Source organism: Chitinimonas lacunae (assembly GCF_042650885.1).
Taxonomy (GTDB): Bacteria; Pseudomonadota; Gammaproteobacteria; order Burkholderiales; family Chitinimonadaceae; genus Chitinimonas_A; species Chitinimonas_A lacunae.
Map to the genome: position 1 here is coordinate 3673269 of NZ_JBHSBU010000001.1, position 20312 is coordinate 3693580.

The following is a 20312-nucleotide window of genomic DNA, read 5'->3' on the forward strand; positions in this document are numbered from 1 at the left end:
AGGCGCCATGGCCCGTAGACAACGCCGCGCAGTGGCTGAGATCAATGTCGTGCCTTATATCGATGTGATGCTGGTGCTGCTGGTGATCTTTATGGTGGCGACACCGATGATGCAGCCCGCTACCGTCAATCTGCCCTCGGTTGACCGTGCCGACCGCGCCCAGGATGTGCGGCCGCTGCGGGTCGATATCAGCCGCGAACAGAAACTGTCGCTGATCGATGAAGGCCGCACCGAGCGGGTGGCCGACGTCAAGGCGCTGGTGCTGGCCGTCAAGGCAAAGACCGCACTGAAGGCGCGGCCGGTGGTGATCGCCGCCGACCAGGATGTGCCCTATAAGGCCGTGGTGGCGGTGATGGACGGGCTCAAGACCCAGGGTGTGGAACGGGTCGGCTTGCAGGTGCAGCCGCAACGATGAATTACGAGGAACGTCGCGGCCTGTCGCTGGTCCTGACGGTGCTGATGCATCTGGCGATCGGCGGCTTACTGTATTTCGGGGTGCAATGGCAGACCAAGCCGCCTGAGCCGGTCGAGGTCGAATTATGGTCAGGTGCGCCTGAGCCGGCGCCACGGCCGGTCAAGACCCCGCCGCCGCCCAAGCCACGCCCGGTCGAGCCGCGTGAGGAGCCGCGCGAAGCGCCCGAGCCGCCCAAGCCGCCGCGCAAGGCCGATATCGAAGAAGCGCCGCCGAAAAAGACCCCGAAGCCGGTGGAGAAAAAGCCTGAGCCCAAGCCGCCCGAGCTGAAGCCGCCGCCCAAGCCTGAGCCCAAGAAGCCCGAACCCAAGAAGGAAATCAAGCCGGCGCCCAAACCGCCGCTCGAAGAGGCCGAAGGCGAGACGCCACGCGACAAGCCGGGGCGACTCAAGGCGGCACCGGCCGATGCCAGCGCCTCGCTGAGCGCGCTGGCGGCCCGGCAGGAAGCGGCCGAGGCCGGTGAGCGGGCATCGGCCTATAAAAAGGCGCTCGACAGCTATCTGGGCCAGGTCAGGAACAAAGTCCGCCGCAATATGACTTATCCCGACGACGGCCCGGGCAACCCTGAGGCCGAGTTCGAAGTGGTGCTGCTGCCCGATATGACCATCCTTGAAGTGACCTTGCGACGGTCGAGCGGCAACAGTGGTTTCGACGAGGCGGTCAAGCGCGCATTGCTGCGTACCGCTGAATATCCGGCGCTGCCCGGCGGAATCGATTTCCGCATGTTGCGCCGCCATACCCTTAAATATCGCCTGCATGACTGACGACGCTCCGGTCCTCCGTTTGCTATCGCGCCGCCTGTGGGCATGGCTCATGCTCCTGCTGCTGGCCGCTTGCGCCACGCCGCCGGCGCCGGCACCTGCCGCGAAGGCACCGGTGCCTGTGGCAGCACCGCAGCCGGCTGTGCCGGCAGCGGCGCCGGTCGATCCCTTGCCCGACTATATCGACAAGGTGCGCCGACAGATTCGTGGCAATATGTTGTACCGCAGCAAGTCGGGCAATCCCGAAGCGATGTTCGAGATCAGCCTGCGGCCCGATATGAGTATCGTGTCGGTCAAGCGAATCCGTGCCAGCGGCGATGCGGCCTTCGATCGCGCCGTGCAGCGGGCGATCGAAAAGATGCGGAAATATCCTCCCCTGCCCGCCGGGGTGGAATTTTCGTTATTTGAAAAACACAAGATCAAATACCGCCTCCATGAAAACCGTTAACGCCATGCGCTGGGCCCTGGGCCTGGCTCTCGCCACCCTGACCCTGGCTGCCCGCGCCGATGTGACCATCGAGATCACCGGCGCCGGTGCCCGTCAGATGCCGGTGGCCATCGCCAACTTCGCCGGCGAAGAAGGTCTCAAGGAATCGATGAGCGCCATCGTCCGGGCCGATCTCGAACGCAGCGGCCGCTTCAAGCTGGTCGATCCGGGAACGGCCGCACTGCCCGAGAGCGCCGCCCTCAATCTGAACGACTGGAAAGGTCGTGGCGCCGACAGCGTGGCCGTAGCGAGCGTCAGCGACGGCGGCGCCACCGTGCGGCTGCGGCTCTATGACACCGTGGCGCAAAAACAGTTGGGCGGGTGGGAATTGCGTAATCGTGGCGACATCCGCCGCACTGCCCACCAGCTGGCCGACCAGATCTATGAAGCGCTGACCGGCGAGCGCGGGGTGTTCTCGACCCGGATTGCCTATGTGGTCAAACAGGGCAAGCGCTACGAACTCCAGGTCGCCGACGCCGACGGCGCCAATGCCCAGACCCCGGTCGCCTCGAACGAACCGATCATGTCGCCGAGCTGGGCACCTGATGGCCAGCGCATCGCCTATGTCTCGTTCGAGCGCAAGAAGCCGATCATCTTCGTGCAGAACATCGCCACCGGTGCCCGCCGTGCCGTGGCCGCCTTCAAAGGCAGCAACAGTGCCCCGACCTGGTCGCCCGACGGCCGTCAGCTGGCGCTGACCCTGACGCTCGATGGCATCTCCCAGCTCTATATTCTCGATGCCAACGGCGGTGAGCCGCGCCGCCTGACCCGCAGCAACGCCATCGACACCGAACCTGCCTGGTCGCCCGACGGCCAGTCGATCGCCTTTACCTCGGACCGTGGCGGCAGCCCGCAGATCTACCGGATTCCCATCAGTGGCGGCGAGCCGCAGCGGCTGACTTTCGAGGGCAGCTATAACGTCTCGCCGCGTTTCTCGCCCGATGGCCGCAGTCTGGCCTATATCCGGCGTGAAGGCGGCCGCTTCGGCGTCGCCGTGCTCGATCTGGAGACCCGCCAGTCGATGGTGCTGACCGATAGCGGGTTCGACGAATCTCCGACTTTTGCTCCCAATGGCAAGACCATCCTGTACGCCACCGAAATCGGCCGCCGTGGCGTGCTGGCGACGGTCTCGGTCGATGGTCGCATCAAACAGCGGCTGTCCTCGTCCGGCAACGTGCGTGAGCCGGCCTGGGGGCCGTTTACCAGCGCCGCTCCGGCGGCACCGCTGCCCGTGCGCTAGCGCAAGCGTTCCGCTCAACCCACTCAGGAAAAACCCACCATGATGAAAAAAGCGCTATTGAGCCTCGTGATCGTCAATCTGTTGGCTGCCTGCTCCAGCACCAAGGAGCCGGTCAAGGTCGAGCAGAAGACGGCTGAGCCAGTCTCGCAGACCAGCACCAACACCGGTGCCGATACCTCGGGCACCCAACAGAATATGGGTGGCGACGCCAACCGGCTCGACCCGCTCAAGGACCCGAACAACCAACTGTCGAAGCGCAACGTCTACTTCGACTACGACAAATACGACATCAAGAGCGAATACAAGTCGCTGGTCGAAGCCCACGCCCGTTTCCTGGCCCAGAACCCGTCGCGCACCGTGCGCATCGAAGGTAACGCCGACGAGCGCGGCAGCCGCGAATACAACCTGGCCCTGGGCCAGAAGCGCGCCGAAGCCGTGCGCAAGGCCCTGGCCGCCACCGGCGCCAGCGACCGTCAGGTCGAAGCGGTCAGCAACGGCGAAGAAAAGCCGCGTGCCACCGGCAGCGATGAATCGGCCTATACCGAGAACCGTCGCGCCGACCTGTTCTACAACGGCGAATAATCCCCGACCCGCGCGGATGGCCAGTCCATCCGCGCCAGATCCACGGCGGCCTCCGGCCCGCCTTTGCCTATTGCGGAAACCGCCATGCTGAAACGGCTTCTTCCACTTGCCGTCGTGCTCGCCTGTTCGAGCGCGACCCAGGCCGGCCTGTTCGACGACGACGAGGCGCGCAAGCAGATCTCGGAGATGCGCCAGAATTACGAGCGCCGGCTCAACGAACTCTCTGAACAGATCAAGCAGCAGGACACCCGTGGCGGTCAGAAACTGATCGATCTGGTCAATCAACTCGACGGTATCAATCAAGAACTCGCCAAGCTGCGCGGCCAGATCGAGGTGCTGACCTTTAATCTGGAGAGCCTGCAAAAGCGCCAGAAAGACCTGTACGTCGATCTCGACGGCCGTCTGCGCGCCATCGAGGAGTCCGGTCCCAAGGCAGCCACCCCGGCCGATACGGCTCAGCAGGCCCAGCGCGACGCCGATGCGGCCAGTACCTACGAAGCCGCCTATAACCTGTACCGCGAGGGCAAGTTCAAAGGCGCTGTCGATGCGTTCAGCGCCCTGGTCAATCAGCATCCTTCCAGCCAGGTCACGCCCAATGCCTGGTTCTGGCTCGGTATGTCGCAGGCTCAGGCCAAGGACAGCCGGGGGGCGATCCAGAGCTTCCGTAAGCTGGTCGACGGCTGGGCCGAGCATCCCAAGGCGCCCGATGCGCTGCGCGCCATCGCCACGCTTCAGCTCGAACAGGGCGACCGGCGCGGTGCCACGCGCACGCTCAAGGAGCTGACCGGCGCCTATCCCGGCACCGACGCTGCCCGCGAGGCGGAAAAGCAGCTCAAGAAGCTGTAGTTGACTCGCCAGCGGCACGGTTTTCGGCGATAATTGCCGTCAATTCAATCGCTTGGACCGATCGGCACGGGACCGCCCCGTGCCGATTGCTTTTACCTTGAGCCACGATCTTTCCTCGCAGACAGAACGTCTGCGCATCAGTGAAATCTTCCATTCCCTTCAGGGCGAGACCAGTCGGATCGGCCTGCCTACCGTTTTCGTGCGCCTGACCGGCTGCCCGCTGCGCTGCGGCTATTGCGACAGCGCCTATGCCTTCCACGGTGGCCGGATGATGAGCCTCGATGCCATCATCGAGCAGGTGCAGTCGTTCGGTGCGCCCTATGTCTGCGTCACCGGCGGCGAGCCGCTGGCCCAGCGAGGCGTGCTGGCGCTGCTGACCCGGCTGTGCGATCTGGGTCTGTCGGTCTCGCTCGAGACCAGCGGGGCGCTGCCGATTGGCGAGGTCGATCCGCGTGTGTCGCGCATTGTCGATATCAAGACCCCCGGTTCGGGCGAGGTCGAACGCAATCTGTGGGAAAACCTGCCTTTGCTGACCCCGCATGACGAGCTGAAATTCGTGCTGGTCCATCGCAGCGACTACGAGTGGGCGCGTGATCTTCTGCGGGAATATCCGCTTGAGGCACTCTGCCCGGTGGTGTTCTCGCCGGTATGGGAGTCGTGCCGGCCGGCCGAACTGGCGCAGTGGGTGCTGGAGGACCGGCTGCCGGTGCGGGTGCAGGTCCAGCTGCACAAAATCCTGTGGGGCGACCGGCCCGGTGTCTAGCCGCCCCCGTGCTTTCCTGGCCACGTCCGTGGCCTTCCGGATAGGTGAAAACTATGAAAAAAGCCGTGATCCTGCTGTCCGGCGGACTCGATTCCGCCACCGTGCTGGCGATTGCCCGCGACCAGGGCTTTGCCGCCTATTGCCTGTCGTTCGACTACGGCCAGCGCCATAACGCCGAACTGGCGGCGGCGCGGCGGGTGGCCGCGACGCTCGGAGCGACCGAACATCGGGTCGCCACGATCGACCTCAAGGCATTCGGCGGCTCGGCGCTGACCGATGCCAGTATCGAAGTGCCGACCGGCGGGGTGGTCGAGGGCGAAATCCCCGTCACCTATGTGCCGGCCCGCAACACCATCATGCTGAGCTATGCGCTTGCCTGGGCCGAAGTGCTGGAGGCGAGCGATCTGTTTATCGGGGTCAATGCCGTCGATTACTCGGGTTACCCCGATTGCCGGCCCGAATATATCGCGGCGTTTGAAGCCATGGCCAACCTGGCCACCCGCACCGGGGTCGAGGGCAAGCCACTGCGGATCAACACCCCGCTGATCGACCTGACCAAGGCGCAGATCGTGCAACGCGGTACGGCACTGGGGGTCGACTACGGCCTGACCGTGTCCTGCTATCAAGCCGATGACCAGGGCCGCGCCTGTGGCGCTTGCGATGCCTGCCGCTTGCGCCGGATCGGTTTTGAAGCGGCCGGTCTGACCGACCCCACCCGCTATCGACCCGCCGCTTAATCCAGTCTGCAAAAAAAGAAAATAACCCGCAAAAGCTCTGCAAGATCTAGTGCGGGTTTTTTTATGTTTGGAATACTTTCTGCTGCATCTCTACTCGACAGCCAGCCAGAGCAGGTCCGGTTGGATCCGAGCCAGGCACCAAGCCGATAAAGCTGGGCGGCCGGGGCTGCTTCATCGAAGACAGCGGGGTCGAATCGATGGACAGAGAGAGTGCGTTACGGCATTTCCGCTTGCGGAGTCATCGCAAAGTCTGGTTGAGCGCTACGCTGCACGCTGAGGGCCGGACACGCTGACGCCGAATTGGCTGGAAATGCGCTAGCCGCCAAGCGGCGTCATGCACCATTTTTCCATCATGGGCTGTCGCTCGATCCTCAGTGAGGACAGCAGCGATGGTGCGTTACGACCTGCGGTCCAACGCACTCTGCGAGACGCTGCGTTTTCACGCCGAGCCTGATGAGAACTCTCCAGTTCGCTGCTCGGCTCCTTCAGGCAGGGAGAGGCAGATTGTTAGTTAAAATAATCTGTAAAATTCTTGCAATGATTGGGGCTGAACTAAAACGATTTATCAAAAATCGTCTATTTCAGCTCTCCGCTGAACGCCACCCTCTCGTAATCGACGCCACGTTCCACCATCTGTTCGAATCGCACCTTGCAGTTATGGTCGTCGATATGGACTTCGACGATACGCCCCGGCTTGAACCAGTTACTGGGCAACAGCAGGCTGGGTTGGGTCTGCAGGGCCGGCATCGACGGCAACAGCAGCGCCTGGGTGAACTGGTGGTTGGTGTTGTTGATCCCGGTGGCGCGGACCGCCACGGGTTTGGGCACACCGGGCAGGATCCGTACCCCGATCTCGATATCACCGCGATGACCTTCGCGGAGCCAGCGCACCGAGCCGGCCACGAAAGGCTGGTCGGGGCGGGGGCGTACCGCCAGGATCTGGTGATGATGGATACGTTGCCCGGCACCATGGCGGGTCAGCTTGAAGCCAAGCGCGCTTTCATTGTCGATCTGCCAGGACTCGATGTCATAGGCCGAATCGCTGGCGCGCGCCTGACTGCTGGTCAGATGGTGAGCCCGGCCGCCGAACAGATGGAAGTCGGCGATGCCGCGACCGTGGATTTCGCTTTCATTGGGCGGCTGCACGAAGACATCGCCATGGACGGCGAAATGGGCGCCGTTGATCCCCAAGGCAAGCTGGGCCGGTGGCGTATTGGGCCGCACCGGCCGGCGCGGCAGGGCACGTTCGACCGGGACATCGCACCATTCCTGGTAGAGGCCGATCAGATTATTTTCGGCCGTGGCGGTGGCGTACTCCTCGCCCAGGCCAAGCTGGGCCGGCGGCTCGCCGGCGCGCAGGTATTTGATCCGTTTCTTGATGCTCTTGGCGATCGAATCGATATCGAGATAGCGCCAGCCCGGACCTTCGGGCGCTGGATCGAAGCGGCGTAATTCGCCCGGATGATCGAGATCGAGCGCCAACACCCCCTTATCGAGCGCTTCGGGCAGCGTGGCCGACAAGGTGGCCTGGTTGGACCAGCGGTCGAGCAGACGATCGGTCCACAGCACCTGGCGCACCGTCATCCCACTTGGGTTGGAAGCGGCAAGCAGCAAGGCTTGCAGAAAGGCCGCGGTGCAGGAGGACAGTTCGGTCTGCCGGTTGAGGCTGTCCTTGACGACCTTGATGGCGACATCGGTTTCGGCGGCGGCGCGGTAGAGCCGGAACAGGTCGTTCCAGTATTCGTCGGCGATGGCCCGATAGGCCAGATGGTGTTCGCGGATGGCGAGACTGACATAGCGCAGGGCGCGTTGGCCGCAGAGCGCCTGATGTTCGGCGATGCCCGGTTCGTTCTGACGGGCGGCGGCCCAGGCGTGGCGGTAACCGACCGACATGGCGAGCCAAAGCTGGGTATTGGCCTGCCAGATGGCGTTTTCGTTGTCGGCCAGCGGGAACGGCCGGCTGATATAGCGCTTGGCGCTTTCCTCCTGGAGCAGGCTGATGGGCTCGCGCAGCAGCTCCAGCATCTTCAGCCGCTCGATGGGCAGTACCGGGCTGCGGTTGAGGCGGTCCAGCGTCTCCAGGATTTCTGCATGGGCCTGACGCACATTGATCATCGGCACCAGCTTGAGCCAGTCCTTGAAGCCGCGTGCGTCGGCGAATTCGAGCGGTTGGGTGGGGTCTAGGGAAGGAAGTCCGAGGTCGATTGACATAAGGGTGTCCTTCTCAGGATCGACCCTGCTGTTCGAGGGTCAGGAAATGGGTGGCCAGCGTGGCCTTGAGCCGAGCCAGATCGACCTTGGGCGGGGAGGCGTCACGGCGCGGTGCCGCCCAGATCGGATCGGGAAAATGGCGGTCGTCCCGCCAGCGCGGGATCACATGCCAATGCAAGTGCGGCACCTGATTGCCAAGGCTGGCCAGATTGATCTTGTCTGGCGCCACACAGTCGCGCAGGCAGCGCTCGACCGTGAGCACGGCAGATAGCAGGCGGCCGGCTTCACCATCGGGTAGATCGCTCATCTCGGCCACATGGCGGTTCAGAATCACCCGGCAGAAACCCGGGTAGGCGGGATCGTCGACCAGCACGATTCTGAATAGTGCGCTCTGCCATACCAGCTCACCGCCGGGACCGTCGCACAAAGGGCAGGAATGAGCAGCCATCGGACACCATGACAAAGTTAGTACGCTGGCATTGTGGCGGGTGTTGCCGCGATACTCAAGCGCTGGGGCTAAATCTTTGTTCCGTCTGTAAATATTTCAACTTGTATAGCCCAGAGCGGACTATAAAGCAGACATCATTACCAGCCGGAGAGCGGGCCATGGTCCGGTGGATCGTTGCGTTGTGCTGCTGTATCGCCACCTGGGCCGGCGAACCGCTGCGTATCGCTTATTTCGACAGTTTCCCTCCCTATTCTTTCCGCGAGCATGGCGAGATGCGCGGTGTGCTGATCGAGCTGCTCGACGAGGCACTCGGTCGGCGCATGGGCGTGCCGCTGCGCCACGAAGGATATGCCTGGCTGCGCGCCCAGGCCCTGGTGCGCGAAGGTCATGCCGATGCCCTGTTCACCATGGTGACGGCCGAGCGGCTGAGCTATGCCGAAGCGAGCACCGAGTCGCCGCTGTCGCTGACCATGACGCTGTTTACCTACCGGGGTCATCCACGCTGGGACGAAATGGAAAAGGTCCGCACTCCCGACCAGCTCGCCTCGTTTCGCGTGGCCAGCTACTACGGCAATGGCTGGGCCAAGACCCGGCTTGCCAATATCGTGCTCGACTGGCGCCCGACCGACCGCGAGGTGCTGCGGCTGATCGCCATGAAACGCTACGACCTGACCGTTATCAGCCCCGAAATTGCCTATCGCCTGCTCAGCGATATGAATTTGAGCGGCGAGGTCGTCCAGGTGGGAGAACCGCTAGAACGGGTGATCTTTCATTTGCTGATCAGCCGCCGCTCGCCGTATCTGCCGGAGCTGACCCGCTTTGACGAGGCGGTGCGTGCGATGCGACGCGATGGAACGCTGGCGCGGATTCTGGAGAAATGGGGAGTGGGCGGATAGTTTATTTTGTTGTTCAAATCCGCTCTGGATCTTGCAAAGATTTTGCCGAATATTTTCTATTGGTCTTGTTGTCCACGCCGATACGTCAATATCCCACCCCAAATCCCATCAAGCCGGATTCGCTGTCACGGCGCGTCCGGCATGAAGAGGGGCAGGATGCCCGGTTGAGGCGGAGACGCCCTGTGGATAAGCCGGTTCGGTATCGATGACACTGCTTGGCCTTCATGGCACATCGCCCGGTTTCAGCAGGCTGCAAGCCACCGTCCGTCTCCACCACGAGGTCGGCAACGATGGGGCGTGAAAGCGGCTGGCGCATTTCCGTTTGGATCGGCATGAGAGGGTCTGAATGCTTTGTATCCGGACCCTCTGCCGCCGAATTTGTCGAAAATGCGCCAAGTGCTATCTGTTGCGACGCCTCGTCTCTGCAATATCGGCCTTAGAGCAGTACGCGCTCGATGCCGCCGTGGCGGGCGCGGTCCACGTACTGTTCCAGCCATTGCTGGCCGAGCACATGGCGGGCGATTTCCACCACGATATAGTCGGCGGTGGTGCCGGCATCCTCATCGTAGCGGCTCAGACCCTGTAGACAGGCCGGGCAGGAAGTCAGGATCTTGACCTGGGTATCGGCCCCCGAGTTGGCGCGCAATTGCTCGGCGCCGCGCCGCATCTCTTCTTCCTTGCGGAAACGTACCTGGGTCGAGATATCGGGCCGGGTGGCGGCCAGCGTGCCCGATTCGCCGCAGCAGCGCTCGTTCTGCGTCACGCCGCCGCCCATCAGCTCATTGGTGAGCTTCAAGGGATTCATGGTCTTGATCGGGGTATGGCAGGGGTCGTGGTACATATAGCGGACCCCCTCCACGCCTTCGAGCCGCACGCCCTTTTCCAACAGATACTCGTGGATGTCAAGCAGCCGGCAGCCCGGGAAGATCTGCTCGAATTGGTACTTGAGCAGTTGATCCATACAGGTGCCGCACGACACGATCACCGTCTTGATATCGAGGTAGTTGAGCGTATTGGCGACGCGGTGGAACAGCACGCGGTTCTCGGTGGTGATCTGGTCGCCCTTGTCCTGGAAGCCCGACGAGGTCTGTGGATAACCGCAGCACAGATAACCCGGTGGCAGCACGGTGGTGGCGCCGACATGCCACAGCATGGCCTGGGTGGCGAGGCCGACCTGGGAGAACAGCCGCTCCGAGCCGCAACCGGGGAAGTAGAACACGGCTTCCGATTCCTCGGCTGCCACCTTGGGGTTGCGGATCACCGGCACCATGGTCGGGTCTTCGACATCGAGCAGCGCACGGGCAGTCTTCTTGGGCAGGCCGCCTGGCATCTTCTTGTTGATGAAGTGGATCACCTGGGCCTTGAGCTCGGGCTTGCCGACCGTCGAAGGCGGCGCCTGGGTCTGCTGGCGGGCGACCTTCTTGAGCAGATCGTTGCCCAGCCGCTGCAAGGTGTAGCCGACCCCGACCATGCCGACGCGCAATGCCTTGATGGTGGCCGGGTCTTTGGCGCTGAGGAAGGCCATGGCCGTGGCGGTGCCGGGGTTGAACGGCTTATGACCGGTCTTGCGCAGGAAATTGCGCATTGCCACCGTGACATCGCCGAAGTCGATCTTGACCGGGCATGGGTTGACGCACTTATGGCATACGGTGCAGTGGTCGGCCACATCGCCCAATTCGGCAAAATGCTTGAGGCTGACACCACGGCGGGTCTGTTCTTCGTACAGGAAGGCTTCGGTCAGCAAGCCCACACCGAGGATCTTGTTGCGCGGGCTATAGAGCAGATTGGCCCGCGGCACATGGGTGGCGCACACCGGCTTGCACTTACCGCAGCGCAGGCAGTCCTTGACCATATCGGAGATCTGGCCGAGGTCCGATTGCTCAAGAATCAGCGATTCGGCCCCGAGCAGGTTGAACGAGGGCGTATACGCCTTGTTCAGATCGGCGCCGGGCAGCAGCTTGCCCTGGTTGAAATGGCCGTGTGGGTCGACTTGACGCTTGTAGTCGACAAACGGGCGGATTTCCTCGTCGGTCAGGAATTCGAGCTTGGTGATACCGATGCCGTGCTCACCCGAGATCACCCCGTCGAGACTGCGCGCCAGCGCCATGATCCGCGCCACGGCACGGTGGGCGGTTTGCAGCATCTGGTAGTCGTCGGAGTTGACCGGCAGGTTGGTGTGGACGTTGCCGTCGCCGGCGTGCATGTGCAGGGCCACGAATACCCGGCCCTTGAGCGTGTGCTGGTGCAGCGCGCGGATCGCCTCCCGTACCGGCACATCGGCCACGCCCGAGAACAGCGCATCGAGGTCGGCCAATACTTCGCGTTTCCAGGACACCCGCAGCCAGAAGTCGCGCAGCGCATGGAACACGCTCTGTGGCGCATCGCCGTCGAGCGGGCGCTCCAGCGGCGCCGTGGGGTAGAGGACCGGATACTGCTCGAAGGCATCGTCAAGATGCTCGAGCAGCCAGCGCCAGCGGCCGCGCACCGAGTTGACCAGCTCAAGCGCACTGGCGCGGCGGTCGCCGATCAGCTCTTCGTGGCTGATCGGGGCGTCGCCCGCGTCGACTGGCAGATTGCCGCTGTGGAAGAACTCGGCCAGCCGGTCGAGCAGGGTCAGCTTGTTGCTGATGCTCAGCTCGATATTGATCCGCTCGATCCCGTCGGAGTAGTCGCCCAGGCGAGGCAGCGGAATCACCACGTCTTCGTTGATCTTGAAGGCATTGGTATGGCGGGCGATGGCGGCAGTACGCGAGCGGTCGAGCCAGAATTTCTTGCGCGCCTCGGCCGTCACGGCGATAAAGCCTTCGCCATGGCGGGCGTTGGCGATCCGGACCACCTGGCTTGCCGCTTCGCCGACGGCATGCTCGTCGTCGCTGACGATATCGGCGATCAGCACCATCTTGGGCCGACCGCGCGACTTGGCCTTGGTGGCGTAACCGACGGCACGGACATAACGCCAGTCGAGGTGTTCAAGACCGGCCAGGATGGCGCCGCGGTGGCGGTCGAGATAATCCTTGATCTCGACGATGGCTGGGGTCGCCTCTGCCACCGTGCCGAAGAATTCGAGGCAGACGGTGCGGATATGGCTGGGCATCCGATGCAGGATAAAGCGCGCCGAAGTGATGATGCCGTCGGTGCCTTCCTTCTGCACGCCAGGCAGCCCGGCCAGGAATTTATCGGTGACGTCCTTGCCCAGGCCCACCTTGCGGAAACGGCGACCGGGGATTTCCAGTATCCGTTCTTCGAGCTGGGTCTTGCCGTCGGGGCTCAGGCGGCGCAGGCGAAAGCGCGCCAGTTCGGCGTCGTGGATCTTGCCGAGGTTATGTTCGAGCCGTTCGCACAGCAGCCAGTTGCCATCGGGGTCGACCATCTTCCACGAGGCCAGATTGTCGAGCGCCGTGCCCCACAGCACGGCCTTCTTGCCGCCGGCGTTCATCGCCACATTGCCGCCGATACAGGATGCTTCGGCCGAGGTCGGATCGACGGCAAACACGAGGCCGGCGGCTTCCGCGGCTTCCATCACCCGCTTGGTGACGACGCCGGCGCCGCATTCGATGGTGGCGACCTTGCCGGCCACGCCGGGTAGGTCGAGATATTCGATGCCCTGGTGACGGTCGAGCTTTTCGGTATTGATCACCGCAGACAGCGGCGTGAGCGGGACGGCGCCGCCGGTGTAACCGGTGCCGCCGCCACGCGGGATGATGGTGAGGCCGAGTTCGATACAGGCTTTGACCAGTCCGGCGATTTCCTGCTCGCTGTCGGGGCACAGCACCACAAAGGGATATTCGACCCGCCAGTCGGTGGCGTCGGTCACATGGCTGACCCGGGCCAGTCCGTCAAAGCAGATATTGTCACGCCGGGTCAGGCCGCCCATGCGTTTCATGATGCGGCGACGCAGATCGGCCGTGGCGGCAAACGAGGCTTCGAAACGGTTGACGGCGGCGCGGGCGAGGTCGAGCAGTTCGCCCACCTGCGGATGGTCGGCACGGCGCCGTTCGATTTCGGTCAGGCGGTGCTGCATCGCTTCGACCAGCAGTTGCAGCCGTTGCGGGTTGTCGAGCAGGTCGTCCTGTAGATAGGGATTGCGTTCGACCACCCAGATATCGCCCAGCACCTCGAACAGCATCCGGGCAGATCGACCGGTCTTGCGTTCGCCACGCAGGGCGTCGAGCGTAGACCAGGCGTGTTCGCCCAGCAGGCGGATCACGATCTCGCGGTCGGAAAATGAGGTGTAGTTATAGGGAATCTCGCGCAGGCGAGGGGCGGTTTGCTGCGGGTCGGCCATGGCGGGCGAATCTCCGGGCGGTTGCATCGTGGGAGCGGCTGCCCGGGGCGCGGCCGACGTCGCCGGGACAGGGCGCCGGCGCGGCAGACACGCTTGGCCAGACAGCTCGGCTGCGATCGGGGGGAATCGATTGTAGCCGAAAATGCTGCGCCGCACAGCGACAAATCAGGACGGTGGCGCAAGCAGGGTGGGTCAGGCAAGACACTGATCTGAAAAGAGAATTATCGGTGTGGTGACTGAGCCGTCAATCGCAGAGCCGACGCGGCAGCGTCTGACACAGCGGGCTGGCATTGCCCGACGGGCACAGTCGGGCGGTGGAGCTGCGATAAAGCAGCCGATGCAATTGGCGCAAGCCCTTACCTTGCAGATAGAAGCCGAAACCATCGTTGGAAGACCAGCGTAGCCCTGCCCCCGGTGAATTGCCCGAGCGTGACAGGCAGAGCGTGCCGCGCTCGCGTTCGGCGATCTCGGTGCTCTCGATCACCCGGGCCAGCCGCTCGGCCGCTTCACGCTCGGGGTCGGGCCTGAGGCTGGGCGGCCGTGCTGCCGGACCGGCCGGACCTTGCAGGATGGGCGACAGCGCGGCCACAGCGGAAAGATGGCTAGGCGGAGAGCGAGGGAGGTCGAGGTTGAGGACCGGACGGCGGATTTCCTGGGCGGGCGGCAAGACGACACGACGCTGATGCTCGTCGACCATGGCAAGCGTGGCCGACAGCGTAGTTGCCCAGTATAGCGATGGGATCAGGCAGAGACTGCTCACTTCGCACCCGGAAAACAGGCATAGACCGACGTACTATAGACCCGGCCTGGAGCGATTCCAAGTCGGGTTCCGACAGCCGGTCGCCCGGGGTGCGGCGGCCCTAGCGCGGGCGGCCGAGGAACAGGGGCCAGGCCGGGTTATCGCACTCGTCGGTATAGCTGTAGCCCAATTCCTCGAGGAAACGCTGGAACGCTTCATCCTGCCCCGGCGGGACTTCCATTCCCACCAGCACGCGACCGTAGTCGGCGCCGTGGTTGCGGTAGTGGAACAGGGTGATATTCCAGTCAAGCCCCATTCTGGTCAGGAAGTTGAGCAGCGCGCCCGGCCGTTCGGGAAACTCGAAGCGGTACACCCGCTCATGCCGCACTTCGGGTGCACGGCCGCCGACCAGATGGCGGATATGCAGCTTGGCCATCTCGTTATCGGTCAGATCGAGCGCGGTCAGTCCGGCCTGGCCCAGCCTTGCCAGCACGGCACCGATCTCGCGCCGGTCGTGGATCTGCATCCCGACGAAGATATGCGCCTCGCCCGGGTCGGCGAAGCGGTAGTTGAATTCGGTGATCGCATGGTTGCCCAGCAGCTCGCAGAACAGCCGGAAACTGCCCGGCCGCTCGGGGATGGTGACGGCCAGCACCGCTTCGCGTCGCTCACCCAGTTCCGCCCGCTCCGACACATGGCGCAGCCGGTCGAAGTTCATATTGGCGCCGCTGGCGACGGCAGCGAGGGTAAGACCGGTGACGCTCTGACGCTCGGCCCAGGCCTTGAGCCCGGCCAGTGCCAGGGCTCCGGCCGGTTCGAGAATCGAGCGGGTGTCTTCGAACACGTCCTTGATCGCCGCACACATGGCGTCGGTATCGACCAGCACCACTTCATCGAGCAGCTCGCGGCACAGCCGGAAGGTCTCGGCCCCGACCTGACGCACTGCCACCCCATCGGCGAACAGCCCCACCTGAGGCAGCACCACCCGTTCGCCGGCGGCAATCGAATCGTGCATCGAAGCCGCTTCGACCGGCTCGACCCCGATGACCCGGATACCCGGTTTGAGCCGCTTGATATAGCTGGCCATCCCGGCCGCCAGCCCGCCGCCGCCGACCGGAATAAAGACCGCATCGAGGTCGGCGCATTGCCGCAGCATTTCCATCGCCACCGTGCCCTGACCGGCGATCACATCGGGGTCGTCGTAGGGGTGGACAAAGGTGGCGCCGTTGACTTCGGTGAGCCGGATCGCTTCTTCATAGGCGTCGGAATAGGAATCGCCATGGAGCACCACTTCAGCGCCGCGCCGGGCGACCGCGTCGATCTTGATTCGTGGTGTGGTGACGGGCATCACGATGGTGGCGCGGCAGCCGAGCTGCTGGGCCGACAGCGCCACGCCCTGGGCATGGTTGCCTGCCGATGCGGCCACCACGCCCCGGTCGAGTTCTTCGCGGCTAAGCTGCACCATCTTGTTGAACGCGCCGCGCAGCTTGAAAGAGAACACCGGTTGGGTGTCCTCGCGCTTGAGCAGCACCCGGTTGCCGCAACGCCGCGACAGATTGGGCATCGGATCAAGCGCCGTTTCGATGGCGACGTCGTAGACGCGGGCGGTCAGGATGCGTTCGAGATAGGACGACGAGACAGACATAGCGGTTTCCGCGTTGCAACAATCGAACGCCGTAGGCTAGCAGGAAACCCGACGGGCGCCGAGTTGCCGCAGACGTCAAGTGGCTGGCTTGGCGACTGCGGACGTGGTAATGGATGCTATAAGGTATTTGTCCTTATTTTTTGGGAAATTTAATTTATTAGCTAATATTCTTGCGAAAGAATTGCTGAAAATTTTATTTTCATGGAATTCCCGCCTATGTCTTGCCCTTGCGCTGCCCCAGACTGATCAAGGCGACGGCGGCCAGTACCACCACCATCCCGGCCAATAAGGGCCAGGTCACGGCCTCATCGGCGAGCAGCCAACCCAGCAGCAGCGCCACCACCGGATTGACATAGCAAGAGCTGGTCGCCAGCGCCGGCCGGGCGTGGCGCAGCAGCCAGACATAGGCCGAGTAGGCCAGCATGGAACCGGCCACCGACAGATAGAGCAGGGCGCCGAGCGCTACCGGCTCGATTCGATCGGGCAGGCGCTCGCCGGTCAGCAAGGCAATCGGCAGCGACAGGGCGCCGCAGGTCAGCATCTGGATGGTCGAGGACATGGCGCCATCGGGCAGGTCGAGCCGGGGAATCATCGCCGAGGCAATGGCCCAGGAGACGCAGGCGGCCAGAATCAGCAGCACGCCGTTGGGGTCGGCCGCCAGGCTCTGGTCGAGGTTCATCAGCACCACCCCGATCACCCCGGTGCCCAGGCCCAGCCATTCGAGCCGGCGGGCGCGCTGGCCCAGCAGCCGGTTGGCGAGTACGGTCAGAACCGGGGTGGACGCCACCAGCAAGGCGGCAGCGCCCGAGGCCACGGTCTGTTCGGCGACGCAGACCAGGCCATTGCCGATGGTCAGCATCAATACCCCGATCAATACGCTGTTGCGGGTCTGGCGCAGGCTGGGCCACGGTGTACCGAGCAGTTTGACGATCACGACCATGGCAAGACCTGCCAGCAGATAGCGCAGGCCCGATAGCAGAAACGGTGGAAAGCTGATCAGGGCGTAACGGATGGCAAGGTAGGTAGACCCCCAGATGATCCAGGTAGCGGCAAGGCAGAGCGGCAGCAGCAGAGTGCGGGACGGCATGATGACAAAGACGAGGCGGGACGGGGCGCCAGCATAGCGGAGGAAGACCGGGCTTGTCGCCGGACCAATGTTCAGACCGCAAGGGCGTGTCAGGCCCTACAATGAGAAACCTTCCTCAGCCCACCAGTGCCGCATGACCGTCACGCCTTCCGTCCCCGATGCCTTCTGGCGCTCTGCCAGCATCTTCAATCTCTTTCGCGTATTCGTCGCACTGGGTCTGCTCGGGATCAATCTGGCCATCGAAGGCACGATCTTTGGCAGCAGCGAGGCGGGGAATCAGCTCAATATCCTGATCGGCAGCTATCTGCTGGCGATTGCCGGTTATGGCCTGCTGCTGCGACGGCGCTGGCCGGCCTTCCATATCCTGCTGACCGTGCAGGTCGGCGCCGATATCGCGGTCATCGTGCTGGTGATGCAGCTGGTCGGCGGCTTCAACGCCGGGGTAGGGATGATGCTGCTGCCCTATCTGGCCGCAGCCGGGCTGGTCAGCCGGGGGCATACCACCTTGTTCCATGCGGCGCTGGCGAGTATCGCCCTGCTGTTGCAGCAGGCCTATTTCTATTTCTCGCAGGACACCAGCAGCGGCCTGTTCCCGGCCGCCATGCTGTCCATTGCCTGTTTTGCCACCGCCTGGCTGGCGCATCGGCTGGCCGAATATGCCACGGCTTCCGAGCAACTGGCCGAGCAGCGCGGGGCCGATCTGGCCAATATGGCGCAGATCAACCGGCTGGTGATCCAGGATGTGTCGGACGGGGTACTGGTGCTCGACGATACCGGGGTGATCCGCCAGTTCAACCAGCAGGCCGAGCGGCTGCTGGGGTCGGGCATGCAGGCCGGGCGCACCGGTCTGGCCGATTGCAATCCGATGCTGGCCCAGTCGCTGGAGCGCTGGCGGCAGGGCGACCACAGCACGGTCAAGCTCGAAGTCGAGGCCACGCGCCGGCTGGTGCGGCCGCGTTTCATGCCGATCCGTTCCGGTGGCGGGCTGAGCGGCATCGTGGTGTTTCTCGAAGATATCGAGCGGCTGCAGAGCGAGGCGCAGCAGATCAAGCTCGCGGCCCTGGGCCGGCTGACGGCCAATATTGCCCATGAAATCCGTAACCCGCTGGGCGCCATCGGCCATGCGGCGCAATTGCTGGCCGAAGAGGTCGATAGCCCGACCGGCCGCCGGCTGACCCAGATCATCGCCGATAACACCAGCCGGCTCGACCGTATGGTGCGCGAAGTGCTCGAACTCAACCGACGCGACCGCGCCCAGCCGGTGCAGATCCGTCTGCATGACTGGCTGATCAGTTTTCTCGACGAATTCCGCCAGGTCGAGCGGATCGACATGCTGATCGTGCTCGAATGCCCGCTGGGCGCCGTGGTGCGCTTCGATGAAGGCCAGTTGCATCAGGTGCTGTGGAACCTGTGCCGCAATGCCTGGCGCCATGGCCGCAAGGACGACGGCAGCCTGCGTCTGGTGGTGGCGGCCGAGGCCGAACGCTGGGTGCTGGAGGTGCGCGACGATGGTCCGGGCGTGCCGCCCGAGTTGGTGTCACAGCTGTTCGAGCCGTTCTTTACCACCGAAGCCAAGGGTACGGGACTGGGCCTCTATATCGCCCGGGAAATTTGCGCCGGTAATGACAGCGTGCTGGAATATATACAGGCGCCCTATGGCGCCTGCTTCCGAATCTCCTTCAAGGCGCAAGTATGAGCCGAAAAAACACCAAGACGCCCCGGGTGCTGGTCGTCGATGACGAACCCGATTTGCGCGAGCTGCTGGAACTGACCCTGCTGAAAATGGGCCTCGAAGTCGAAAGCGCCGAAAGCGTGCCACAGGCGCTGCAACGGCTTGACCGGGGCGGTATCGATCTGTGCCTGACCGATATGCGGCTGGGCCAGGGCAGCGGGCTCGATGTGGTCCGCCATATCAACGAGGGCGGGCTCGATGTCCCGGTAGCGGTGATCACCGCGTTTGGCAGTCTCGATAATGCTGTCGAGGTCCTGAAGGCCGGAGCCTTCGACTATCTGGCCAAGCCCGTTTCGCTTGAACAGTTGCGCACCCTGGTGCGCTCGGCGCTGGAACTGGAACGCCCTCCCGCCTCGCGTCCGGCCGATTCGGCCGATAAGCCGTTTATCGGCGAGTCGCCCGCCATTGCCGCGGCGTTGACGCTTATCGACAAGCTGGCCCGCAGTCAGGCCCCCGTCTATATCACCGGTGAATCGGGCAGCGGCAAGGAGCGGGCGGCACGGCTGATCCACCAGAAATCGAGCCGTTCCGATAAGCCATTCGTCGCCGTCAACTGCGGGGCCATCCCGGAAAACCTGATGGAGAGCGAGTTCTTCGGCTACAAGAAGGGCGCCTTCACCGGGGCCGATCAGGAGCGCGACGGCTTTTGCCAGGCGGCCGATGGCGGCACGCTGTTTCTCGATGAAGTGGCCGATCTGCCGCTGGCCATGCAGGTCAAGTTGCTGCGGGTGATTCAGGAGCGCCGGGTCCGCAAACTGGGCGATACGCGCGAAATCCCGATCGATGTGCGCATCGTCTGCGCCACCCACCAGGATCTGGCCAAATGCGTCGAAGCCGGGCGTTTCCGGCAGGATCTGTACTACCGGCTCAATGTGATCGCCCTGCATATGCCGGCGCTGCGCGAGATGCGCGAAGATATTCCGGCCATCGCGCGCGGCCTGCTGACCCGGCTGGCCGGGCTCAACGGTATGACCGAGCCGAGCCTGAGTCCCGATGCGCTGGCCGCGCTGGTCAGCTACGACTTCCCCGGCAATGTGCGTGAACTCGAGAATATCCTCGAACGCGCCCTGGCACTGTGCGACGGCCGCCGGATCACCGTGGATGACCTTCAGCTCAAGCGGCTCGACGACGAAATGCCGCCGATGGCAGCCATCGGCGACAAATATCCCTTGCAGGACTACCTCGACCGGGTCGAGAAGGAAGCGATCCTCGAAGCCCTCGACAAGACCCGCTTCAACCGTACCCAGGCCGCCAAGATCCTCGGCGTCACCTTCCGCTCGCTGCGTTATCGGATGGAGCGGCTGGGCATCAACTGAGATGGCGGACGGCAATATGGACATTCCTGAAAAATAAAATTTTAGGTAAATGGTGTTCAAGATAT

17 protein-coding genes are annotated in these 20312 nt (G+C 63.6%); 11 read left to right on the forward strand and 6 right to left on the reverse strand.

The features are described 5' to 3' along the window. Window positions 1-7: 7 nt before the first annotated feature. The 8 genes from ACFOW7_RS15775 to queC all read left to right on the forward strand — a co-directional run bounded on the left by ACFOW7_RS15775 (window position 8) and on the right by queC (window position 5888). Window positions 8-415, forward strand: coding sequence for a biopolymer transporter ExbD (locus tag ACFOW7_RS15775; protein WP_378166024.1), 408 nt, complete (start codon window positions 8-10; stop codon window positions 413-415). Beyond that, entirely contained in the window at window positions 412-1236 is an 825-nt protein-coding gene (locus tag ACFOW7_RS15780; RefSeq protein ID WP_378166026.1) for an energy transducer TonB, read from the forward strand. The genes ACFOW7_RS15775 and ACFOW7_RS15780 overlap by 4 nt, the downstream gene beginning before the upstream one ends. A gap of 49 nt (window positions 1237-1285) precedes the next feature. After that, complete coding sequence (locus ACFOW7_RS15785) at window positions 1286-1681, forward strand: energy transducer TonB (RefSeq protein WP_378166028.1); 396 nt, start codon at window positions 1286-1288, stop codon at window positions 1679-1681. Then, complete coding sequence (tolB, locus tag ACFOW7_RS15790) at window positions 1668-2960, forward strand: Tol-Pal system beta propeller repeat protein TolB (protein ID WP_378166030.1); 1293 nt, start codon at window positions 1668-1670, stop codon at window positions 2958-2960. The genes ACFOW7_RS15785 and tolB overlap by 14 nt, the downstream gene beginning before the upstream one ends. A gap of 39 nt (window positions 2961-2999) precedes the next feature. Further along, entirely contained in the window at window positions 3000-3542 is a 543-nt protein-coding gene (gene pal, locus ACFOW7_RS15795) for a peptidoglycan-associated lipoprotein Pal (protein ID WP_378166032.1), read from the forward strand. 84 nt (window positions 3543-3626) lie between these two features. Next, window positions 3627-4388, forward strand: a complete 762-nt coding sequence (gene ybgF, locus ACFOW7_RS15800; protein ID WP_378166034.1) for a tol-pal system protein YbgF — start codon at window positions 3627-3629, stop codon at window positions 4386-4388. A 79-nt stretch (window positions 4389-4467) separates the two neighbouring features. Continuing rightward, a complete protein-coding gene (gene queE / locus ACFOW7_RS15805; RefSeq protein WP_449252237.1) occupies window positions 4468-5151 on the forward strand; it encodes a 7-carboxy-7-deazaguanine synthase QueE in 684 nt (227 codons plus the stop codon). A 53-nt stretch (window positions 5152-5204) separates the two neighbouring features. After that, window positions 5205-5888: a 7-cyano-7-deazaguanine synthase QueC gene (gene queC, locus ACFOW7_RS15810; RefSeq protein WP_378166036.1), complete on the forward strand. Its 684-nt coding sequence runs from the start codon at window positions 5205-5207 to the stop codon at window positions 5886-5888. A gap of 576 nt (window positions 5889-6464) precedes the next feature. On the opposite strand, the gene ACFOW7_RS15815 is transcribed toward queC, so the two are convergent. Together ACFOW7_RS15815 and ACFOW7_RS15820 are read right to left on the reverse strand one after the other, a co-directional pair. After that, window positions 6465-8099 carry a hypothetical protein gene (locus ACFOW7_RS15815; protein WP_378166038.1) on the reverse strand — a complete coding sequence of 545 codons (1635 nt, stop codon included), beginning with the start codon at window positions 8097-8099 and terminating at the stop codon, window positions 6465-6467. A 13-nt stretch (window positions 8100-8112) separates the two neighbouring features. Next, window positions 8113-8547, reverse strand: a complete 435-nt coding sequence (locus ACFOW7_RS15820) for an HIT family protein (protein WP_378166040.1) — start codon at window positions 8545-8547, stop codon at window positions 8113-8115. 158 nt (window positions 8548-8705) lie between these two features. Here ACFOW7_RS15820 and ACFOW7_RS15825 point away from each other — a divergent pair, with 158 nt between their 5' ends. Beyond that, window positions 8706-9443 carry a substrate-binding periplasmic protein gene (locus tag ACFOW7_RS15825; RefSeq protein WP_378166042.1) on the forward strand — a complete coding sequence of 246 codons (738 nt, stop codon included), beginning with the start codon at window positions 8706-8708 and terminating at the stop codon, window positions 9441-9443. Window positions 9444-9879: 436 nt separating this feature from the next. Here the strand turns inward: ACFOW7_RS15825 and ACFOW7_RS15830 are convergent, their stop codons facing one another. The 4 genes from ACFOW7_RS15830 to yedA all read right to left on the reverse strand — a co-directional run bounded on the left by ACFOW7_RS15830 (window position 9880) and on the right by yedA (window position 17199). Continuing rightward, window positions 9880-13728: a DUF3683 domain-containing protein gene (locus tag ACFOW7_RS15830; RefSeq protein ID WP_378166044.1), complete on the reverse strand. Its 3849-nt coding sequence runs from the start codon at window positions 13726-13728 to the stop codon at window positions 9880-9882. Between the two features lie 244 nt (window positions 13729-13972). Continuing rightward, entirely contained in the window at window positions 13973-14488 is a 516-nt protein-coding gene (locus ACFOW7_RS15835; protein ID WP_378166046.1) for a hypothetical protein, read from the reverse strand. A 100-nt stretch (window positions 14489-14588) separates the two neighbouring features. Beyond that, window positions 14589-16112: a threonine ammonia-lyase, biosynthetic gene (gene ilvA / locus ACFOW7_RS15840; RefSeq protein ID WP_378166048.1), complete on the reverse strand. Its 1524-nt coding sequence runs from the start codon at window positions 16110-16112 to the stop codon at window positions 14589-14591. Window positions 16113-16326: 214 nt separating this feature from the next. Next, window positions 16327-17199, reverse strand: coding sequence for a drug/metabolite exporter YedA (gene yedA / locus ACFOW7_RS15845; protein WP_378166050.1), 873 nt, complete (start codon window positions 17197-17199; stop codon window positions 16327-16329). 133 nt (window positions 17200-17332) lie between these two features. Here yedA and ACFOW7_RS15850 point away from each other — a divergent pair, with 133 nt between their 5' ends. Together ACFOW7_RS15850 and ACFOW7_RS15855 are read left to right on the forward strand one after the other, a co-directional pair. Then, window positions 17333-18895 carry a two-component system sensor histidine kinase NtrB gene (locus ACFOW7_RS15850; protein WP_378166053.1) on the forward strand — a complete coding sequence of 521 codons (1563 nt, stop codon included), beginning with the start codon at window positions 17333-17335 and terminating at the stop codon, window positions 18893-18895. Beyond that, window positions 18892-20247: a sigma-54-dependent transcriptional regulator gene (locus tag ACFOW7_RS15855; protein WP_378166056.1), complete on the forward strand. Its 1356-nt coding sequence runs from the start codon at window positions 18892-18894 to the stop codon at window positions 20245-20247. Before ACFOW7_RS15850 ends, ACFOW7_RS15855 begins: the two co-directional genes overlap by 4 nt. Window positions 20248-20312: the final 65 nt, after the last annotated feature.

What these genes read in the sequence shown, in the direction of transcription:
- ACFOW7_RS15780 (WP_378166026.1), top strand. Translation starts at nt 412, where the DNA reads ATGAATTACGAGGAACGTCGCGGCCTGTCGCTGGTCCTGACGGTGCTG.
- ACFOW7_RS15830 (WP_378166044.1), bottom strand. Translation starts at nt 13,728, where the DNA reads ATGGCCGACCCGCAGCAAACCGCCCCTCGCCTGCGCGAGATTCCCTAT.
- pal (WP_378166032.1), top strand. Translation starts at nt 3,000, where the DNA reads ATGATGAAAAAAGCGCTATTGAGCCTCGTGATCGTCAATCTGTTGGCT.
- ACFOW7_RS15775 (WP_378166024.1), top strand. Translation starts at nt 8, where the DNA reads ATGGCCCGTAGACAACGCCGCGCAGTGGCTGAGATCAATGTCGTGCCT.
- queC (WP_378166036.1), top strand. Translation starts at nt 5,205, where the DNA reads ATGAAAAAAGCCGTGATCCTGCTGTCCGGCGGACTCGATTCCGCCACC.
- ACFOW7_RS15850 (WP_378166053.1), top strand. Translation starts at nt 17,333, where the DNA reads ATGACCGTCACGCCTTCCGTCCCCGATGCCTTCTGGCGCTCTGCCAGC.
- yedA (WP_378166050.1), bottom strand. Translation starts at nt 17,199, where the DNA reads ATGCCGTCCCGCACTCTGCTGCTGCCGCTCTGCCTTGCCGCTACCTGG.
- ACFOW7_RS15815 (WP_378166038.1), bottom strand. Translation starts at nt 8,099, where the DNA reads ATGTCAATCGACCTCGGACTTCCTTCCCTAGACCCCACCCAACCGCTC.
- ybgF (WP_378166034.1), top strand. Translation starts at nt 3,627, where the DNA reads ATGCTGAAACGGCTTCTTCCACTTGCCGTCGTGCTCGCCTGTTCGAGC.
- tolB (WP_378166030.1), top strand. Translation starts at nt 1,668, where the DNA reads ATGAAAACCGTTAACGCCATGCGCTGGGCCCTGGGCCTGGCTCTCGCC.
- ACFOW7_RS15825 (WP_378166042.1), top strand. Translation starts at nt 8,706, where the DNA reads ATGGTCCGGTGGATCGTTGCGTTGTGCTGCTGTATCGCCACCTGGGCC.
- ilvA (WP_378166048.1), bottom strand. Translation starts at nt 16,112, where the DNA reads ATGTCTGTCTCGTCGTCCTATCTCGAACGCATCCTGACCGCCCGCGTC.
- ACFOW7_RS15855 (WP_378166056.1), top strand. Translation starts at nt 18,892, where the DNA reads ATGAGCCGAAAAAACACCAAGACGCCCCGGGTGCTGGTCGTCGATGAC.
- ACFOW7_RS15820 (WP_378166040.1), bottom strand. Translation starts at nt 8,547, where the DNA reads ATGGCTGCTCATTCCTGCCCTTTGTGCGACGGTCCCGGCGGTGAGCTG.
- ACFOW7_RS15785 (WP_378166028.1), top strand. Translation starts at nt 1,286, where the DNA reads ATGCTCCTGCTGCTGGCCGCTTGCGCCACGCCGCCGGCGCCGGCACCT.